At 33.9% G+C, this 17,459-nt stretch carries 15 protein-coding genes and 1 pseudogene; 5 read left to right on the forward strand and 11 right to left on the reverse strand.

Annotation, left to right across the window (positions count from 1 at the left end):
* The first annotated feature begins 31 nt into the window (after positions 1-31).
* Both MK119_RS04540 and MK119_RS04545 read left to right on the forward strand, forming a co-directional pair.
* Positions 32-940, forward strand: a complete 909-nt coding sequence (locus tag MK119_RS04540) for a RimK family alpha-L-glutamate ligase (RefSeq protein ID WP_366512770.1) — start codon at positions 32-34, stop codon at positions 938-940.
* Entirely contained in the window at positions 918-1,883 is a 966-nt protein-coding gene (locus tag MK119_RS04545; RefSeq protein ID WP_290671341.1) for a succinylglutamate desuccinylase/aspartoacylase family protein, read from the forward strand. Before MK119_RS04540 ends, MK119_RS04545 begins: the two co-directional genes overlap by 23 nt.
* Positions 1,884-2,956: 1,073 nt before the next feature.
* Here the strand turns inward: MK119_RS04545 and MK119_RS04550 are convergent.
* From MK119_RS04550 to MK119_RS04580, 7 genes and pseudogenes are all read right to left on the reverse strand, one after another.
* A pseudogene (locus MK119_RS04550) lies at positions 2,957-3,262 on the reverse strand (serine hydrolase); the annotation flags it as partial.
* A 210-nt stretch (positions 3,263-3,472) separates the two neighbouring features.
* Positions 3,473-3,706: a hypothetical protein gene (locus MK119_RS04555; RefSeq protein WP_366512771.1), complete on the reverse strand. Its 234-nt coding sequence runs from the start codon at positions 3,704-3,706 to the stop codon at positions 3,473-3,475.
* A gap of 101 nt (positions 3,707-3,807) precedes the next feature.
* Positions 3,808-5,487, reverse strand: coding sequence for a helix-turn-helix domain-containing protein (locus tag MK119_RS04560; protein ID WP_290671344.1), 1,680 nt, complete (start codon positions 5,485-5,487; stop codon positions 3,808-3,810).
* Positions 5,488-5,639: 152 nt separating this feature from the next.
* Positions 5,640-6,968 (reverse strand): hypothetical protein, encoded by a 1,329-nt coding sequence (locus MK119_RS04565; protein ID WP_290671346.1) that lies wholly within the window; start codon positions 6,966-6,968, stop codon positions 5,640-5,642.
* 60 nt (positions 6,969-7,028) lie between these two features.
* A complete protein-coding gene (locus MK119_RS04570; protein WP_290671348.1) occupies positions 7,029-7,526 on the reverse strand; it encodes a nuclear transport factor 2 family protein in 498 nt (165 codons plus the stop codon).
* 171 nt (positions 7,527-7,697) lie between these two features.
* Positions 7,698-9,101 (reverse strand): pyridoxal-dependent decarboxylase, encoded by a 1,404-nt coding sequence (locus MK119_RS04575; RefSeq protein ID WP_290671350.1) that lies wholly within the window; start codon positions 9,099-9,101, stop codon positions 7,698-7,700.
* Positions 9,094-9,540: a GNAT family N-acetyltransferase gene (locus tag MK119_RS04580; RefSeq protein ID WP_290671352.1), complete on the reverse strand. Its 447-nt coding sequence runs from the start codon at positions 9,538-9,540 to the stop codon at positions 9,094-9,096. The genes MK119_RS04575 and MK119_RS04580 overlap by 8 nt, the downstream gene beginning before the upstream one ends.
* A 91-nt stretch (positions 9,541-9,631) precedes the next feature.
* On the opposite strand from MK119_RS04580, the gene MK119_RS04585 reads away from it, so the two are divergent.
* A complete protein-coding gene (locus MK119_RS04585; protein ID WP_290671354.1) occupies positions 9,632-11,077 on the forward strand; it encodes a PLP-dependent aminotransferase family protein in 1,446 nt (481 codons plus the stop codon).
* Between the two features lie 73 nt (positions 11,078-11,150).
* Here the strand turns inward: MK119_RS04585 and MK119_RS04590 are convergent, their stop codons facing one another.
* On the reverse strand, positions 11,151-13,505 hold the full coding sequence (locus MK119_RS04590) for a TonB-dependent receptor (protein WP_290671356.1): 2,355 nt from the start codon (positions 13,503-13,505) through the stop codon (positions 11,151-11,153).
* Positions 13,506-13,740: 235 nt separating this feature from the next.
* On the opposite strand from MK119_RS04590, the gene MK119_RS04595 reads away from it, so the two are divergent.
* Both MK119_RS04595 and MK119_RS04600 read left to right on the forward strand, forming a co-directional pair.
* On the forward strand, positions 13,741-14,796 hold the full coding sequence (locus MK119_RS04595) for a histidine kinase (protein WP_290671358.1): 1,056 nt from the start codon (positions 13,741-13,743) through the stop codon (positions 14,794-14,796).
* A complete protein-coding gene (locus MK119_RS04600) occupies positions 14,786-15,490 on the forward strand; it encodes a LytTR family DNA-binding domain-containing protein (protein WP_290671360.1) in 705 nt (234 codons plus the stop codon). The genes MK119_RS04595 and MK119_RS04600 overlap by 11 nt, the downstream gene beginning before the upstream one ends.
* 116 nt (positions 15,491-15,606) lie before the next feature.
* On the opposite strand, the gene MK119_RS04605 is transcribed toward MK119_RS04600, so the two are convergent.
* From MK119_RS04605 to MK119_RS04615, 3 genes are all read right to left on the reverse strand, one after another.
* Positions 15,607-16,050, reverse strand: a complete 444-nt coding sequence (locus tag MK119_RS04605) for a hypothetical protein (RefSeq protein ID WP_290671362.1) — start codon at positions 16,048-16,050, stop codon at positions 15,607-15,609.
* A 106-nt stretch (positions 16,051-16,156) separates the two neighbouring features.
* Positions 16,157-16,348, reverse strand: a complete 192-nt coding sequence (locus MK119_RS04610) for a hypothetical protein (protein WP_290671363.1) — start codon at positions 16,346-16,348, stop codon at positions 16,157-16,159.
* Positions 16,349-16,722: 374 nt separating this feature from the next.
* Complete coding sequence (locus MK119_RS04615; RefSeq protein WP_290671364.1) at positions 16,723-17,412, reverse strand: alpha/beta hydrolase; 690 nt, start codon at positions 17,410-17,412, stop codon at positions 16,723-16,725.
* Positions 17,413-17,459: the final 47 nt, after the last annotated feature.

Here is a 17,459-nt window from a genome sequence, read left to right on the forward strand (position 1 = left end):
GAAAGTTTACTTATTTTTAAAAAAATCTTACTTGATTCCACTTTCAATGAATATCTATATTCTATCTATTAGTTCCCGAATTTATTCTACGAATAGATTGTATCATGAAGCTGCCAAGAAAGGACACAATGTTAGAATCGTCGATCATACAAAATGTGCTGTATTACTTGGTGAGGAAGCAAAACCCCAAATTTATTTTGGTTCCGAAAATATTACAAATGGCGCACATGCCATTATTCCACGTATAGGAACTTCCGTAACACGACATGGTTCTGCGATAGTAAAACAGTTTGAAATGAATGGCGTGTTTACGACAGCAAAGTCGCTAGGTATTATCCGTTCGCGAAATAAACTTCGTACTATGCAAATTTTAGCAAGAAAGCGCATTCCTATTCCGAAAACTTTGTTTGCGAAAGATACTTCTAATATTAAGGAACATATTGAATTGCTTGGTGGCGCTCCAATTATTATTAAGCTTCAAGAAGGAACTCAAGGACTCGGTGTGATGATTGCAGATAGTAAGAAATCGGCAAAATCCATTATTGAATCTTTGTATAATATGAATGTAAATATTATTATGCAAGAGTTTATTGAGGAAGCCAACGGGCAAGATATTCGCGTTTATATTGTGGGAAATAAGATTGTGGCTGCTATGATGCGTAGTAGTGGCGATGAAGATTTTAGAAGTAATGTACATCGCGGAGGAACAACAGAATCCGTAACCTTGACACAGTTCGAAAAGAAGATTGCTATTCATACAGCAAAAGTGTTAGGTTTGCCTGTTTGCGGTGTGGATATTATTCGTTCAAAACGTGGCCCTTTGGTGATTGAAGCCAATTCTTCCGCAGGTTTGGAAGGGATTGAAGCACATACAAGAGTGAATGTGGCTGGTGAGATTATTAAATATGTAGAAAAGAATGCTCGAAAATTCAGAAAATAAGACACTTACTATTCACGGAGAAACTGTGGCGCCCGGAGAAGCAAAATGGATTAAGATTCCTATTGATCGTTTGCCTACTGGAACCTTGATTGATATTCCTGTGTATGTATTTAACGCAAAAGAAGCTGGGTCAACATTATTGGTACAAGGTGGTTTGCATGGAGATGAGATTAATGGTGTGGAAATTATCCGCAGAATGCTGTTTGAAGAACTTTTTAAAGTGAAACGTGGCGCTGTGATCGTATTACCATTGTTGAATATTTTTGGGTTTATTCACTTTTCACGACAAGTGCCCGATGGAAAAGATGTGAATCGTAGTTTTCCAGGTGTTAAAAATGGTTCTTTAGCTTCACGAATTGCTTATAAAGTGACGAATGAAGTGTTGCCACAAGTAGATTTTGGAATTGATTTACATACAGGTGGTGCACAACGTCATAATCATCCACAGATTCGTTATACCGGAGATTTGCCTGAGAGCAAAACGTTGGCAGAAGTGTTTAATGCGCCTTTTTATTTTGCGACTACTTTGATTGAACGATCGTTTCGAAAGACAGCTTATGACCGAAAGATTCCAATTATTGTGTATGAAGGTGGCGAAAGTATGCGTTTTGATGAATATTCGATTAAGGAAGGGATTCAAGGTGTGTTGAATGTGATGAAATACGCCAAAATGATTGATAAAATTGACCCAATGTTGATTGAACGTGAGGAAAGCGAATTCATTACGAAACGCAAATGGTTACGCGCGCCAACAGCTGGAATGTTTGTACCGCAAGTATTGAATGGGGGTTCTATTGAAAAAGGAGAAGTTTTAGGTTTTGTGACTGATACGTTTGCTAATTATTGTGAAGAAGTGAAAGCTCCATATAATGGTTTTGTGTTTTGTATTAATAACCAAGCTGTTGTGAATCAAGGTGATGCTTTGTTTCATGTTGGTTTTTAGATACGCTTTGCTGTTAGACCACTTCCTTGTTAGATCGCTTCGCTTACAGAACGGCCTCACTTCGACTCCGCTCAGTGTGAGCGCTTTTAGACTTTTCTTAATGTTGTTAGGTGCTTTTTAAATCTTTTAATTGTCGAAATCTCTAAATGTCACTTCGAGTGATTTTTCGAAATAAATATAGAAAATTGTATCGAGAAGTACTTTGAAGTTAGACTTGTTAGAAACACTAGCGCTTTAGATCGATAGATTTTTAAAAGCTCTTTGCTTTTGGATTGTTCGTATTTTGGTATCGCTTCGCTCTTGGCATTTTAGTAGTTACTCTTCTTGTCATTCCCCACTTAATGTGGAATCTCACTCTTTCTTTAATCTGCTTACTCTTGCGCTAAAGTTTTACCATGAATTCACGAATGTTTTTTAAATTTCTAATTATTAGATACGTCATTGCGAGGAGAGAGCAACGTTGCAATCTGGTAGTTTCAAAGACAAATTTTTATATGAAAAGTATGAGATTACTTCGTCATGCTTCCTCGTAATGACTTATCAAAAATCTCAATACTTTTATATTGAGCGTTGTCGAAATGCTATATTAAATTCTCATATCTTTTCGCTACCAATCTAAAAATTCATTTTTTTCTTTTTCGGGATTTTTTTTTGGAGTTCTTTTAGTCTATTTAAGGCTTTATCATAAATTTAAATAGTTCTGATTCAAAAAGAAAAGAGAAGTTACAACTTCAAGGTTATTTTCTGTATTTTGTGAGATCCTGATTTTCATCAGTATTAATCCAACTTACAATTTTGACTTCGCCATTTCTGGCCTCTCAAAATCGAGTTTCATTAAAACAAGTCTAAGTTTGGCCAAAATTTGATGGTTCCTATTCCGTCTTCAACTTCTTTTTTTAAGACACTTCGGTGTGAGGTATCGCATTCTTTGCATTTTTTTGAATAATTTGTAAGAATTACATAACTGATGTCATTGTACATTTCTTTCACAATGTCCCTATACCAACCATACTTCCTCCATGTAACCAAGTAATACCAATTACAGAACAACTTTTTGCATAGTTAGAGTTGACTTATGAACCTGTTGTCATGGTGTTATTTGTTCTACTTTTTAAAATGTCTTTTTTAGAACTTTGTCCATCTACACGAACCATGAATCTAAGTAAGTCTACCGAAGAAGCTATACAACCACCATGACTGTCCATTCTGCGCATTTGTAAGTCGTACGGTTTTCTATTGGAATAGTATACCACTTCTTTGTAACGACGGTTTTTCTTTTTGTTGGCACCAATAAACATTTGCGAGATTCTACATTGCTTTAAGATATTGTTACGAACATAGTTTTCGTAACTTTTTCCCGTTTTCTTTTCAATGATTCTTCTTAAAAGATTCTATCCAAAATTTGAATATTGGTAATAGGCTCCTGATGTATATCGGATTACGTCTTCGTAAAACCCAATTGATATATTGCCTCCTATTTAGTATTTTCTTCTGAAACATCGGATCGCTCCATTTATCTTTTCTCTCGGGACTTAAGTTGTTTTCCCAAGCTAAGTTTTGCATACATAGTCCTTTTGTTCTTTGTTTTTCTATAAAGCTGCAAACTTTACTTTTCCATTTACATAATATCCATCAACATACGCGAGTCGATAACTTGCTTTGTAATATTTGTCAACTTCCTTTTGATATTGAGTTGAAGAAAGCCCATGACGTGCGGCATATCTTTGAGTATTTTTGCTGCATAGGGTTGCGCTTCTTTTTCGGCATTTTTGCCTTTTTCTGTTCCAGCATAAGAGAACGAAAGTAGTAGTATCATTCCCCATAATGCCAATTTAGTTTTTGTATATGTCATTTTTATTTTTCAAATTAATGACGATACAAACCTAGTACTGGCAAGGGTTTCAAGTGTCCCGTATTGTTGAAACTAAATGAATTGGGACTCGTATGGGTGTTTTTCCCGAAATGCCGTAGGTGACATTCCTGTGTGTTTTTTGAAAGAATTATAAAAAGCTGATTTTGAATTGAACCCAGCTTCTAACCCAATAGATAATACAGGATATTCTACAAAAGCAGGATGCGATAGTTTGGACTTTATTTCTTTGATACGATAACTATTGACAAAATCTGAAAAGTTATGCCCACTTAACGCATTGATTACTTGTGAAAGATAGTTTGCGCTAATATTAATCTCCTTGGAAAGTGTAGCAAGTTTTATTTCAGGATCTCGATAGCGCTTTTCTTCTTCCATGAGCGCACAAATTTCCTTATAGTATGCATTATCGTCCGTAATGCTGATTCCTTTTTTATGCTGAAGCTGTATGAGTTTCTTTTCTGTGAGTTTGGCAATGAGTTGAAATAAATACAAGTGGTTTTCTGTAAAGAAATTACGCTCCGAATGTTCGGCATCCAAAACACCTTTGAGTGTTCCTTCTATATAGATAGGAACTGCTAATTCGGATAAGCGTGCTTTGTCATCAATAATATAGCGTTTGTCTTTACTTGTATCTTTTATGAGTTCATAGTTTCCAGTTTTAGCCACACTTCCTACAATTCCTTTTCCAACAGGAATATCTTTGGGTTGATGAATTTCAAAAGCATCTTGTTTTTTGTTTCCAAAAGCAGCTTCTTGTATTAAAACTTTTCGTTTTTCGTCTAAAAGATACAAGACACAATCTTCTAATTTTAGTTTGGAGACACAGTTTTCTAGAATGTCCCAAAGTACTTCCTTCGTTTTATTTTTGTCAAATAAAGATGTGGCGAAATAACTCAGAATAGCAATTACTTGCGATTGATTTTGTCGTAATACTTGTAACACTTTTGGTTCAAACAATGTATCTAAGCCAGAAAGATGGAACACTTTTCCTTCTTCATTTCTTTCTTGTCGAATTTTGTCTAGGTGCATCGTACTTTTCACATAGAACAAGTAGTAACACGCCAAATACGCAATCCATAATGGATAGTAATTATGATTTCCACTAACATTACTGTTAGTTTTGATATACAAAAGTGTCAATAACCAAAAAACACTCAGTAAAATGAGCGTAACATAGATGTTTTTTAACCATTTTGTTTTACGAATTACAGCGTGATAAGACAGTTCGCCCAAGCTCTTTTCATAGTTTTTGATGATGTTGTAATTCCAAATTCCTACTATAAAAGTGAAAAGTAAGGCTAGATTTTCATTCCATTCCATGTGAATGTTTCCAATGGTTTCTCGAGAAAATATCGAATAATCTACAAATACATTGATCTTTATAACTGTGTAAATTAAAAAGAATGCCACAAACGGAATGAGCAAGTAGTATTTGTATTTTTTAAAGAGTTGTTCTTTTTGCAAATACGAACAGGTAAACGCTGTAAAAATAACAGGCGCTAAAAATTCTAATGGAAAAAAGAACAGCATGACAGCTTTATATTGTTTTGCAATTCCAATATCAAACGAAATGTATTGCAGAATCGCAATGGCCGTAATCATCAAAAACCAAAAGAAGTACCGCGAAGTTTTGTCCTGCGTTTTTTTTATGAATATATGATACGTCACCAACACTAAAAGTCCAATAGCGCCAATAAATATGGTTGTATTATATAAATTCCAATCTAACATCTTTAAGTAGGTTTGGTTACTTAAAGATACCAAGAAAATCCAATGATACCCTTGATTTTCTTTTGGTTGGTTGTAAATTTTGTATGAGTTGAAGGTTTCTTTTAGTTCCGTACTATTTTTTGTTCTAAAGTACGTTGTCGCGGCTTGTGTTTTTATGGTTTCGTTTCTAGTATATAAAAATAGCTTTTGAGAGCATAAGAATAGTTACTAGGATCAGATCCTAAGGTTTTAAATTCTTTTTTTAATACTTCTATTAAATCCTCTTTGATGTCCCTTCTTTCAATTTTAGCACAATTGAGTTTTACCCAATGAATTTTTGAGGAATTTGGAAAGTCTTTTAAAGCTTTTGTTAAATCAGGATTGTCATAGGTATTTTTATCTGCCAGTCCTATGAAATAGCTAATGGCAAATTTTTCACTTTTGTATTCGTTCCATCCTTTTTTGTCCGTTTCTGGAGAAACATGTCCCAAGACTACCGCTTCCAAATATGCATAAATATTCAGCAATTCAATGTCTATGTATGTATCTGCCAATTGTACGATTTCGTTTCCTCGCTCTTCAAAGAATGTCTTTTCATCTAAAAATTTATTAAGAAATGAAATTCGTAATAAGTCAGAAGCAATGTTGCCATTTACAGGTATTTCGTTGTTGTCAAGAACTAATTTAGCTTCTAAAAATGCTGCTTTTGTAGCTTCTGGATCAAAATCTTCAGAGAGTTTTTTAATTTTTTTATAAGCTGCTAGTTGCAGATATTCTTTACTGGTTTCACCAAAAACATCTTTAATTGTAGCAATGTCTTTTTCTAGAAAGTATTCTTGCACATTATTATTCCACCAATCTAATTCCCAATTCATATCTAAAAAGATCAGTTCATAAGCACTTCTAGCATCTTTTGTTTTTATCTTTTTTAAGAGTTCTGAACGTTTTCTTACTTGCTCTGCATCTCCATGAATGATATAGATTGCTTTGTCAATTCCAGTATGATTTTTGGGATGATTTGCTGCGTTCCAATGCTCTATGGCTTTTTGATAATTGTCTAATTGCAAATAGCATTCACTTAGCCAGACATGTAATCGGTAATCTTGAGGAACTGCTTTTTTGTATACTTTATAATGTTTTATTGCTGTTTTATAATCTTCAATTCGATGGCTTTCAAGCGCATATTCCAAATTGAAATTGCGTTCATTTGGTTTGCTTTCAAAAGCCTTTTTATGCAAGTCGTATGAAATTTTTGGAGCAATAGAATACAAGGCACCTCCGACTAAATACTGCTGATACGGATTTTTAGCTTTGGAAACTAATTCATTAATACAATCCTCACAATCTTTATAGACAAGACAATCTGAAAAAAAGTATTCCAAATCGGATGCTAATGCTGCTTGTGCTTTTTTTATTGCCTCCGAATTATTTTCGATGCCAGTTTGTGCATGTATGGTTATACATGTGAAGCTAAGAAATATAGTGAATAGTGTCTTTTTCATATTCGTGATTCATTGTGAATCGCTAAAACTATGATAATCTTACTCTATTTCAAAATACAGTTAGTTTTTATGCGTACTCACAATTCGCGTCATTACCCATTTCCCGTGGTCATTTTTCCAGATGGTCACAAATTTGCTTGGAACGGATTTCGCATTTGGTTCTAATTTATTGAAGAATTTATGTTTTCCCATTTGTACCGCGCCATATCCTTTGATTGGATAGACTTCAATAGTACCTTCTATCAGTGTACGTGTTACTTTTCCGCAGATGTTATTTTTTAGGGATTCTAGGATTTGTGATTTAGAAGTTGACAATCCGCCCATGTCATGAAAGAACTCTATATCTTCTGAGATCAATTCTGCTTGTGTTTCCATATCACAGGTATTATATGCATCAAAGAAACGCGTATCTAAAGCAACAATCGTACTGTATAATTCTTGATCTACAGGAATGTATTTCTCTTTGGCGACTACCGTTCGCTTGGATTTTGTTTTAATGGATAAACACGACGTGGTAAAAATTCCTAATGCTAAGAGTAATAGTAGTTTTGATTTCATTGTTTGTTTTTTGATTATGATTTATATAAAAGACTATGTTTCCATGATAATGTTACACTTCGACTTCGCTCGGTGTGAACACTTCTATTCCTTTCTTATTCAACATTTGTGAACACTTCTACCAATTTGCATCAACACTTTTACTTAAATGACATTAGGAATTTAGTAGTATTATTTTTTTATGATGTTATAACTAGCTTCTAATTCTTCAATAGCAATAACGATATTCTTATCCGTTGTTTGCCAATTGACAAATGCTGCTCTAAAACATGAATTTCCTTTGTATACAGATGGCGTGATGAATATTTTTCGTCTGCTGTTTAATTCTTGTATGAATGCATCTTGTTTTTCTTGCGAAACTCCCGCTAGTTTGAAACATACTACATTTACTCTTGTTGGCGCTACCAATTCAAACACATCACTTTTTTCTATGTAGCTTGTCAATTGTTGTGCTAATTGAATGTTTCTGGAAATAATTTCCTGATGCCCCTTTTTGCCATACGCCATTAACGAAAACCAAACTGGCAATGCTCTGAATCTCCTTGAGTTTTCCGGTAAGAAGTTTAAATACGAAAAGTTTTCCATCGGATTGCCCAAATACGGTGCATTGGAGTTTTGAAACGTTTCTATATGTCTTTGTTGGTGTTTTTCATGCACAAAAAATACGGCACTATCATATGGAATATTGAACCATTTGTGACAATCAACTGTAATACTATCTGCTTGTTCCCAACCTGTGATGAGATGCTTTTTATCATTTATACAAGCGACCAAACCGCCAAAAGCAGCATCAATATGCCACCAAAAGTCATAAGTTTCTTTTAGTTTAGAAATGGCTTTCATATCGTCAAAATCGACACTGTTGACCGTTCCTGCACTTGACAATACCATGGTTTCTCCAGATGTGTTTTGTTTTAAGAATTCTTCCAGTTGTTCAATATCCATCGCTTCTCTGCCCTCGAGAAGTGGAATTTTGTGAATGTTTGTACTGCCCATTCCCAACATCGCAATTCCTTTGATAACAGACGAATGTGGCATTCCTGCAACTATTTGAATTGGTTGTTGCAATCCTGTACGTGCAACATCGTATTCTTGATTTTTTCCAATCCATTGACGTGCAATTCCTAAACAGGTAAAGTTAGACATCGTAGCGCCAGTTACAAATCCGCCAAAAAAATGCTTTGGCAATTCTAAAAAGTCTAGTAATAATTGAATCGTTTCTTTCTCTAGAATGGCAGACACATCACCTCTACCTTTTACACTTTGTGTATTTTGATCAAAGGTTGTTGCTAACCAATCTCCTAAAACAGAAGCAGGCGTTGTACCACCAGTTACGTATCCCCAATATCTTGGCCCAGACGAACCACACATCAGATGTTGATATTCTTCTTGAAATTTTGCCAATATTGTTGCCGCACCCAATCCTTCTTCTGGTAATGGATAGTTTTGAACTTCCTGTGGTTTTGCAGCAGCAGGAATGCTTTCTATATGTTGAAAACGTTGCAGTGCCAATTGTTGTACACTTTGCAGCAATGCTCCCATGTTTTCTTTATCCGTTTGTAATTGTTTATACATTTTTATAGTCTATTATGTTTCGTTTTTCCATATATCGTTCGGGTTGATTTAGTTTTGTGAAGCCATATTTTTCATACAACCAATCGGCAGAAGTTGTTGCCAATATCCAAAGTCTTATGCCTCTTAATTCACAGTGATTCATAATAACTTCCATCAACCAAGAGGACAAGCCTTTTTTTTGATAGGATTCCACAATAAAAACATCACATAGATATGCAAACTTAGTTTTATCTGTTACTACGCGTGCAAATCCGATTTGAGTCGTTTCATGAAAGAGTCCGAAGTTCAGAGAGTTCTCAATAGACTGTTTCACTAATTGCATGGGTATGTTTTGTGCCCAATAGGATTCTTCGCTTAAATATTTATGAATCATTCCTATGTCTAATTTGTCAATATCCGTTATTATGGAATATGTTTCTTTTTTATAGATTACTTCCATCTGTGTTCATTTTTTGATTGTTGTAAATTTAAAAGATAATTCTACAACAAAACAGATTCAGTTTTTTATATTTACACCATATCAGATATATGTGAAAGTAGCTAATTTTTTATATGAAGATATTGCAAGTCATATTGAAGAAGAGATTTTGAATGGTGTTTTGCAATTAGGAGACAAACTTCCGTCTGTGCGAATGTTCAGCAAGCAACACAATGTAAGTGCTTCTACCATTTTTCAGGCATATTACACACTAGAGTCAAAAGGTTTGATTGAAGCGCGACCAAAATCTGGATACTACGTAATTTATCAACCTAAAAAGTATAGATCTGATATCGTTAACTCGAATCAGAAAGAAATTCCCGCAATTCATGAATTGACCACCGATGGCATGATTTCTCATATTGTAGATTTGTTAAGTGCTGAAAATTACACACACTTGTCATCTGCAAAACCAGATTTGTCTTTGTTGCCAACTGCCAGCTTGCAAAAGAGTGTTAAATCTGCATTGACTGCTTTAGGCGCTGATATTTTGAATTACGATCATCCATCAGGAAATATACATTTGCGACAGTCAATTGCTGGACAACAGATTAAACTAGGAAAAGCCTATACTACAAAAGACATTGTAGTTACGAATGGCTGTACAGAAGCGTTAACTTTGTGTTTGCGAGCTACAACCAAAAAAGGAGATATTATAATTTCGGATAGTTTGACTTATTACGGAATTCATCAAATCATTAAGGATTTAGGTTTGAAATTTATTCCTATACCAATTCACACCAAAACAGGTTTGGATTTGAAATTTTTGAAACGTTCAATAGAAAAGTTTCCTGTAAAAGCTTGTTTGTTGACTACTAATTTTAACAATCCAACGGGAAAAAGTTTGTCAACAGCACAAAAAAAAGAGTTGGTACAACTCATCACAAAACGCCAAATTCCATTGATTGAAGATGATGTGTATGGCGAATTGTATTTTGGAAAACATCGTCCGAGTACTTGCAAACAGTTTGATACTGAAGGACTGGTATTGTATTGTTCTTCTTTTTCTAAAACCTTAGCGCCAGGTTATCGTATTGGTTATACTATTGCTGGAAAGTTTACAGAAACCGTGACACGTTTGAAACGAATTCATTCACTAGGTTCTAGCACTTTATCACAACAAGCTTTGGTTGGTTTTTTATCTAAAGGAAGATATCCGTATCACTTAAAAAAGTTGCGCCATACATTACAAGCAAATATGCTCAGTTATTGCAAATTGATTTACCAATATTTTCCTGAAGAAATTTATTTTGTACCACCAACAGGCGGTTATATTTTATGGATTGCTTTTCCTGAAGATTTTGACAGTGTTGCCTTGTTTGAAGCAGCTAAAATGCAGAATTTGATTATTGCTCCAGGGCAGATTTTCTCTATGAATGTTTCGCACAAAAATTATATACGATTGAGTTTTTCAACACCCATAACTGAACCTATTGAGAAAGCTATTGAAGTGTTGGGAAGTTTGGCAAAAGCGTTGATTCAGAAAAGTTACTTATAAAATCCTGAGCTGCATCACTTAAGATACAACTCAAGATTTAACTAATTAAAACGAAAAACTGTTTGTGTATCTTTTAATCAGGCAATCGGTCGCGTTGTCCTTTTTTACGATTGAATCTGTATACAAAAGTTAGTGAAACTCTTCTTCCAATTGCTTTTCTTTCCGATGCTAAACGGAAGTTTTCACCTGTTACAACTACATCACGAATTCTAGAATCGAAGATATTTCTAACATTTAAGGTAATAGCGCCTTTGTCGCCAAAAATGTCTTTACTGATGGCAAAATCTGCAAAGTATTGTGGTTTTTGTAAGGTTTGTCCGTTTTGATTTCTTCCTCTGTAATTGAAACTTGTTTGCATAGACAATCCTTTTTTGAAACGCATTCTAGAATTGATACGTGAAAACCAAACTTCGTCTTTAGTATCAAAGTTTTGTCCTTCAAAATCTCCTTTTTGATCGTATTGGAAGAAGTTGAATTCTCCTGATAATCGCCACCATTTAAAAGGATTATATGTTGTTGAAAATTCAAATCCGAAACGATCTTCCTTGTCTAAATTCACAGGAAATGTGATAAAGTTTCCATCGGTAGATTGGTTGGTAACAAAGTTGAAAAAGTCGGTTGTACGCTGATAATATAGTGATGGATTGATCGAAAATTTCCCCCAACGCTTTAAAAAGGCAACTTCAAACGAGTTGGTATACATCGGATTCAAATCTGGATTTCCTGCACGCAAGTTTCTAAAATCTGTCAATCCGCCAAAAGGATTCAATTGCCAAAATCCTGGTCTATTAATACGTCTGCTGTAACTTAGCTGCACATCTGTTCTGTCAGCCACTTGGTAGGTAAAATGTGCTGTCGGAAATAAGTTAGTATAGTTTTTATCATCGTTAAACAAACGCTTTTCATCATCAATTCCAATGTCTGAATGTTCGACACGCAACCCTAATAGGTAACTGAATTTTCCAATTTTATTTCCGTATTGGGCATACACACCGTAAATACGTTCATTGTAATCCAATTCGTTGTCTAAATCTGGCACTAACACATCGTCAATATGTACCATATAATCACTCGTAATTCTTCGAATTTCTGTTCGAATTCCTGTTTCTAATCGTGACGTTTTTGTTAATGGAGATACAAAGTTTGCTTGAAACAAAAAGTCTTTGCTGCTTTCTACATCATCACTGTTAATCGTAGTAAAATCGGTTGTTGTTGGTTGTGTTCTTTGTTGGCGAATACGTTCTTGCTCATCATCGTTCCAAAAATCGTATTGTACATCCATTTCAAGCTTCTGCCCTTTTTTGTCAAAGGTTTTCACATAATTCATCTCCAAACGATTGAAGTTTTGTGGCTCTTTGTAGTTTTCTATTCTCGAAATAGTACTATCAATAGTACCTGCGGCATCTAAATACGAATAATTCAAACGTGTTTCGTCCGTATTTTTTAAGAATGTATGGTAAAAACTCGCCGTTAAGGTATTCTTTTTATTGATATAATAATCACCTCCAAAAAAGATATTACGCGCATCATCATTTCTATCTTGATCGTTAAATTGCGTTAATCCTGTAGTAATTCCATTATTCGTTACGGTTTGACGAGTTGTCTCTTCTCCAAAGTAATTAGAGTTTCTGTAGCCAACATTCGTAAAAAAATTCACTTTATCCGTTTTATAAGTCAAATTTAAATTGGCTCTAAAATCTCTTGGATCTCCAGCGCCTAATTGTACCGAGCCACTCAATCCTCCTTTTTTATTCTTTTTGAGTATGATATTGATGATTCCTGCAGTTCCTTGTGCTTCATAACGTGCTGAAGGATTTGTAATTACCTCAACTTTGTCAATCGTTTCGGCTGGAATTTGATCCAAACCATTGTTTGCTACCAAAGCAGAAGGTTTTCCGTTGATCAGAATTCGCACGTTTCCGTTCCCGCGTAAGCTGATTCCGCCACCAGCATCTACACTTACGGAAGGAACATTGTCTAGAATATCATTTACGGTTCCACCTTGCGTTAATAAATCTTTTCCAACATTGAATACTTTTTTATCCAATTTTAATTCTACTGTAGATTTTTCTGCGACAATTTCTACCTCGCCCAAAGCTTCCAAATCTTCTTCCAGGCTAATGGTTCCAAGATTGAGGTCTTTATTTACTGTTACGTTTTTTGATTCATAAGATTTAAAAGAAATAAATTCCACTTTAATCGTGTATGTTCCTTGTGCAATATCTAGTGAAAAATTTCCTTTTCTGTTAGTAATACCTCCTTCTAGAACTTTATTTGTTTTGGTGTCTAAAATGGTGACTGTAGCATATTCTAATGCTTGTTGTGTTGTTTTATCAACAACTTTTCCTTTGATTGTGTATTCTTTAGTTTGTTGCGCATGTGCCAACATGAAAGCTAAATACACAAATAGAATGACTATTTTCTTCATATCTGTTCGTTTTATGTTTGATTGATGCTGCAAATATGTTGTTAAAACAGATACTATATTTATAAATAGCCGAATACCGTTGTATAGTCGTCAAAAGTTCAAAAAATACAGAAGTATTTGTTTCGTCTACTTTTTTACGGTGTTCAGGTATTTTTTTCAGTTGTTTATCGATCTGTAATTTTTAAAGAAGTCTAATGCGTACTTTTATGAATATTATTAGATTTGATATATAGTCATGATAAAAGATATAATTGCATATATTAGAAATCGTCGCGTCTTAAAGCATATTGTTTTTTGGTGCCTCATTTACACATTTCTTGTTTTTACTCAGAGTTCTAAGGAGCCTTTTTGGGTCATTGCTATTGCAAAGTTATCGCATTTGATTCCACATATCATCTCATCTTATTTTTTAGCATATTGGTTAGTTCCTAAGTATTTATATTCAAAAAAACACTTACAGTTTTTTATTTTCGGTTTTATCAGTGCATATATCATTTGTGTGTTTTCTCGAATTTTAATGGTGCATGTTGCAGAACCATTATTTAGAGTTCGTCCGTTTGAGCAAGAACCTATTGTAGAGATTTTAACCGATTGGAGAAAGTTAATTAAAGGCTACTTTTTAAATATTTATTCTATTACCTTTCTATTTTTATTTGTAAAACTTTCGTTGGAACGTGTCGAAGAACAATCACTTAATAAGGAAAAAACGGCTATTGAGTTAAAGATGTTAAAAGCGCAGTTGAATCCGCATTTTTTATTCAACACCTTGAATAATATTTATTCTTTATCCGTGATCAATTCACCAAAAACTTCAGAATCCATTGGGAAATTGTCTGAAATTTTGGATTATGTTTTGTATCGCTGTGATCAAAAGTATGTGCCTTTGTCAGGAGAAATTATGTTGTTAGAAAATTATATTTCTTTGGAACGTTTGCGTTATGATGAACGTTTGGAAGTAACATTTACAAATAATGTATCTTCACATACCAAAATTGCACCCCTAATTTTACTATCCATTGTAGAAAATGCATTTAAACATGGTGCTGGAGAAGATTCTGGTAGTCCAAAAATCACGATTGATTTACAGCAAAAAGATTCAACTTTGACATTTAGAGTTTTTAACACAACTGCCAATCAGCCACAAAAGAATGCAAATGGTGCCATTGGATTAGATAATATAAAAAAGCAATTGGAATTGTTATATCCAAACACACATACCATTACGATTGAACAGCGAGAAAATTCATTTCAAGTGATCATCACCTTAAAAACTACTGCGTATGAAAGTTAAATGTTTATTGGTAGATGATGAACCGTTGGCAATTAAATTGATGGAAAATCATATTGCGAAGATTGCTTCCTTTGAAGTTGTAGCAACCTGCAATAATGCCATGAAAGCCTTGGAAATTTTAAACACACACGACATTGACCTGTTGTTTTTAGATATTAAAATGCCAACGATTACAGGAATCGATTTTTTAAAATCTTTGCGTAATCCGCCAAAAACAATTTTTACAACAGCTTACCGAGAATATGCCTTGGAAAGTTACGATTTGGATGTTGCCGATTACTTATTGAAGCCAATTACCTTTGATCGATTTTTTAGAGCGGTGGAACGTTTTTACAGAGATATCAAACCTACGCAGGTTTCGGTGACTACTTTGCCAAAGGAAGAAGAAACTTTGATTCAAATTAAGTCAGGAACTAAATATCATAAAGTTGTGGTTTCAAACATTATTTACATCGAAAGTTTAAAAGATTACGTAAAGATTCATACGACTTCAAAAAGCATCGTTTCCAAACAAAAAATTAGCGATTTAGAGGCCGAACTTGCCAAACATGCATTTTTACGTGTGCACAGATCATACTTGATTAATAGTAAAAAAGTAACCGCATTTACACCACATGATATTGAACTTAACGATGTAGAAGTTCCTATTGGCGCGAGTTATAAGGAATATGTATTGGCGATTTTGAAGGAATAGTTTAAATTTTTCAAACCTTCTTTTTTGAGTGTAATATTATCTTTCAATATTTAATTGAAGCTAGTACATAACTTATTTTATTACACAACACTGTAAAAAGTTTAATTTATGTGTATTTAAACACTAATGGTTTCACTAGCATTTAACTTTGGTATGAGTGAATGATATATAAGATTTGGCGCTTCAGTGGTTGCGTTTTGAATAAAATCAATCTGTAAATACGGTTCTCCATTGCACGGGTGATTCATAAAACTATAATTAATAGATGTATTCCCAGAAGTAAGTGCTTGCTTTCCAATTAATAAATCATACATCGAAACATCAATTTGTGGAGCACACGTTCCCGTAACTAAATCGTCAAACGATTCTTGTGAACGTATGATTGTGTAATCATTATTTAAATCAATATCCATCTGATATTTTGTATTTACACAGCCATATTCATTTTCAAGATTATTAGGTGTAATCCAATTAGGAGAACCACAATCATCATCATTCTTACAAGAAAAAAGAATGATCATAAATACAAAGGTAAGTAGTGTAATGTAAGGCTTTTTCATTTTTAGTAACATCGATTTACAACTATATACAAAACACAATAAAAGGTTGCGCTTAAAATTATACAATTAGTTTAATTCGATGTTTTACAAATGCTACATAGTTTTTTTATTTTCCTTTCTTCTCCACAAACTGCGTACTCAAATACACTTTCTTCCACCCGCCATTTTCGTAGCTTCCAACTTTAAATTTATATGTAGAATCATCTACATTTTCCCACATATCTGTGACAACAGAGTTTCCGTATTTGTCTATATAGATGATATTTTTTCCTTCCGCAGAAACAGTTCCTTCCGTCAATCCGCCAAATACATCAAATTCCCAAAATTTGACAGTTTTTGTTGCAGCATCATATTGACGAATTCCATGGTTTCGTGGTCCTAGTTTGGTTTGAGCTTTGTCTACAAATCCAATAGATTCTGCAATGACGAGTTTTTTATCTGAGGAATATTTGAATGTAATTTCTTGTACAAACTTGCTGCCATCGTCCCATTTTCCTTCGGCTTTCTAAGTTTTTGAAACCAAATTATCAAATATGGAAAGTTTTGAATCTTGTCTAAAAGAAAGTGTCGTTATAAGAATTGCTATGAGTAATAGTTTCGTTTTCATAATTCTGTGTTACTTAATTTAAATCTATGATAATCTTGTGTAAGATCAAAGAAGTTTGAAGATTTTTAAAAAAATCGAAGGATACTTTCTCGCACCAAATCAGGCATTTCTAACGGAATCATATGTCCGCAGTTTTTAAGTATGCTTATCGTTGCTTTGTCAAATTGTTGTTGTGAATGTTTTACAGCTTCAATATTTACTAAAGCATCTTCTTTAGAAGCAATGACATGAATTTTTGCTAGAATTTTTGATAGTTTTTCTGTGAGATCAACTCGTTGTGAAGTCGCTTTGAGTTGACGTATTAAAACCTCTTTTCCCAAAGTAGTATCCATATCTTTTATGACTTGAATTAATTCTTGGTTTTGATGTTTTTTTGGATGTAAAAATTGTTGTGCACGTGCAGTAGCAATTCCTTTGTAAGTGTGTTCCTCTAGAAAGTCAATCGTACTTTTTCGCAATTGTAGTTCTTTAGCATTCAAACCATTCGCAGAAGCAGCAAGAATCATCAATTTTTGAATTCGATTTGGATGAGAAACCGTAAAATGCATTGTTGCATACGCGCCCATGGAAAAAGCAACCACAAAAGCGTTTTCTTCTAAAGTACTATCCAAAAGTTGATCTATTTCTTCAAAAGAAGTTGCCAAAGTGGTATCGATAAAAATACAATCAAACTTTGTCAAATCATTACAAACATATTCCCACAATTCTGGCGTACACATCGTTCCTGAAAGGAAATAGAGTTTTTGTTTATTCATGCTTCAAAAATAAAAAAACGCACACTTCGACTCTGCTCAGTGTACGT

Origin of the sequence: Kordia sp. (assembly GCF_022447245.1) — a bacterium.
GTDB lineage: Bacteria > Bacteroidota > Bacteroidia > Flavobacteriales > Flavobacteriaceae > Kordia.

Excerpts from the sequence above, each read along its gene's own strand:
- MK119_RS04545 (WP_290671341.1), top strand. The coding sequence starts at position 918 with ATGCTCGAAAATTCAGAAAATAAGACACTTACTATTCACGGAGAAACT.
- MK119_RS04555 (WP_366512771.1), bottom strand. The coding sequence starts at position 3,706 with ATGGGGAATGATACTACTACTTTCGTTCTCTTATGCTGGAACAGAAAA.
- MK119_RS04560 (WP_290671344.1), bottom strand. The coding sequence starts at position 5,487 with ATGTTAGATTGGAATTTATATAATACAACCATATTTATTGGCGCTATT.
- MK119_RS04565 (WP_290671346.1), bottom strand. The coding sequence starts at position 6,968 with ATGAAAAAGACACTATTCACTATATTTCTTAGCTTCACATGTATAACC.
- MK119_RS04570 (WP_290671348.1), bottom strand. The coding sequence starts at position 7,526 with ATGAAATCAAAACTACTATTACTCTTAGCATTAGGAATTTTTACCACG.
- MK119_RS04575 (WP_290671350.1), bottom strand. The coding sequence starts at position 9,101 with ATGTATAAACAATTACAAACGGATAAAGAAAACATGGGAGCATTGCTG.
- MK119_RS04580 (WP_290671352.1), bottom strand. The coding sequence starts at position 9,540 with ATGGAAGTAATCTATAAAAAAGAAACATATTCCATAATAACGGATATT.
- MK119_RS04590 (WP_290671356.1), bottom strand. The coding sequence starts at position 13,505 with ATGAAGAAAATAGTCATTCTATTTGTGTATTTAGCTTTCATGTTGGCA.
- MK119_RS04595 (WP_290671358.1), top strand. The coding sequence starts at position 13,741 with ATGATAAAAGATATAATTGCATATATTAGAAATCGTCGCGTCTTAAAG.
- MK119_RS04600 (WP_290671360.1), top strand. The coding sequence starts at position 14,786 with ATGAAAGTTAAATGTTTATTGGTAGATGATGAACCGTTGGCAATTAAA.
- MK119_RS04605 (WP_290671362.1), bottom strand. The coding sequence starts at position 16,050 with ATGAAAAAGCCTTACATTACACTACTTACCTTTGTATTTATGATCATT.
- MK119_RS04615 (WP_290671364.1), bottom strand. The coding sequence starts at position 17,412 with ATGAATAAACAAAAACTCTATTTCCTTTCAGGAACGATGTGTACGCCA.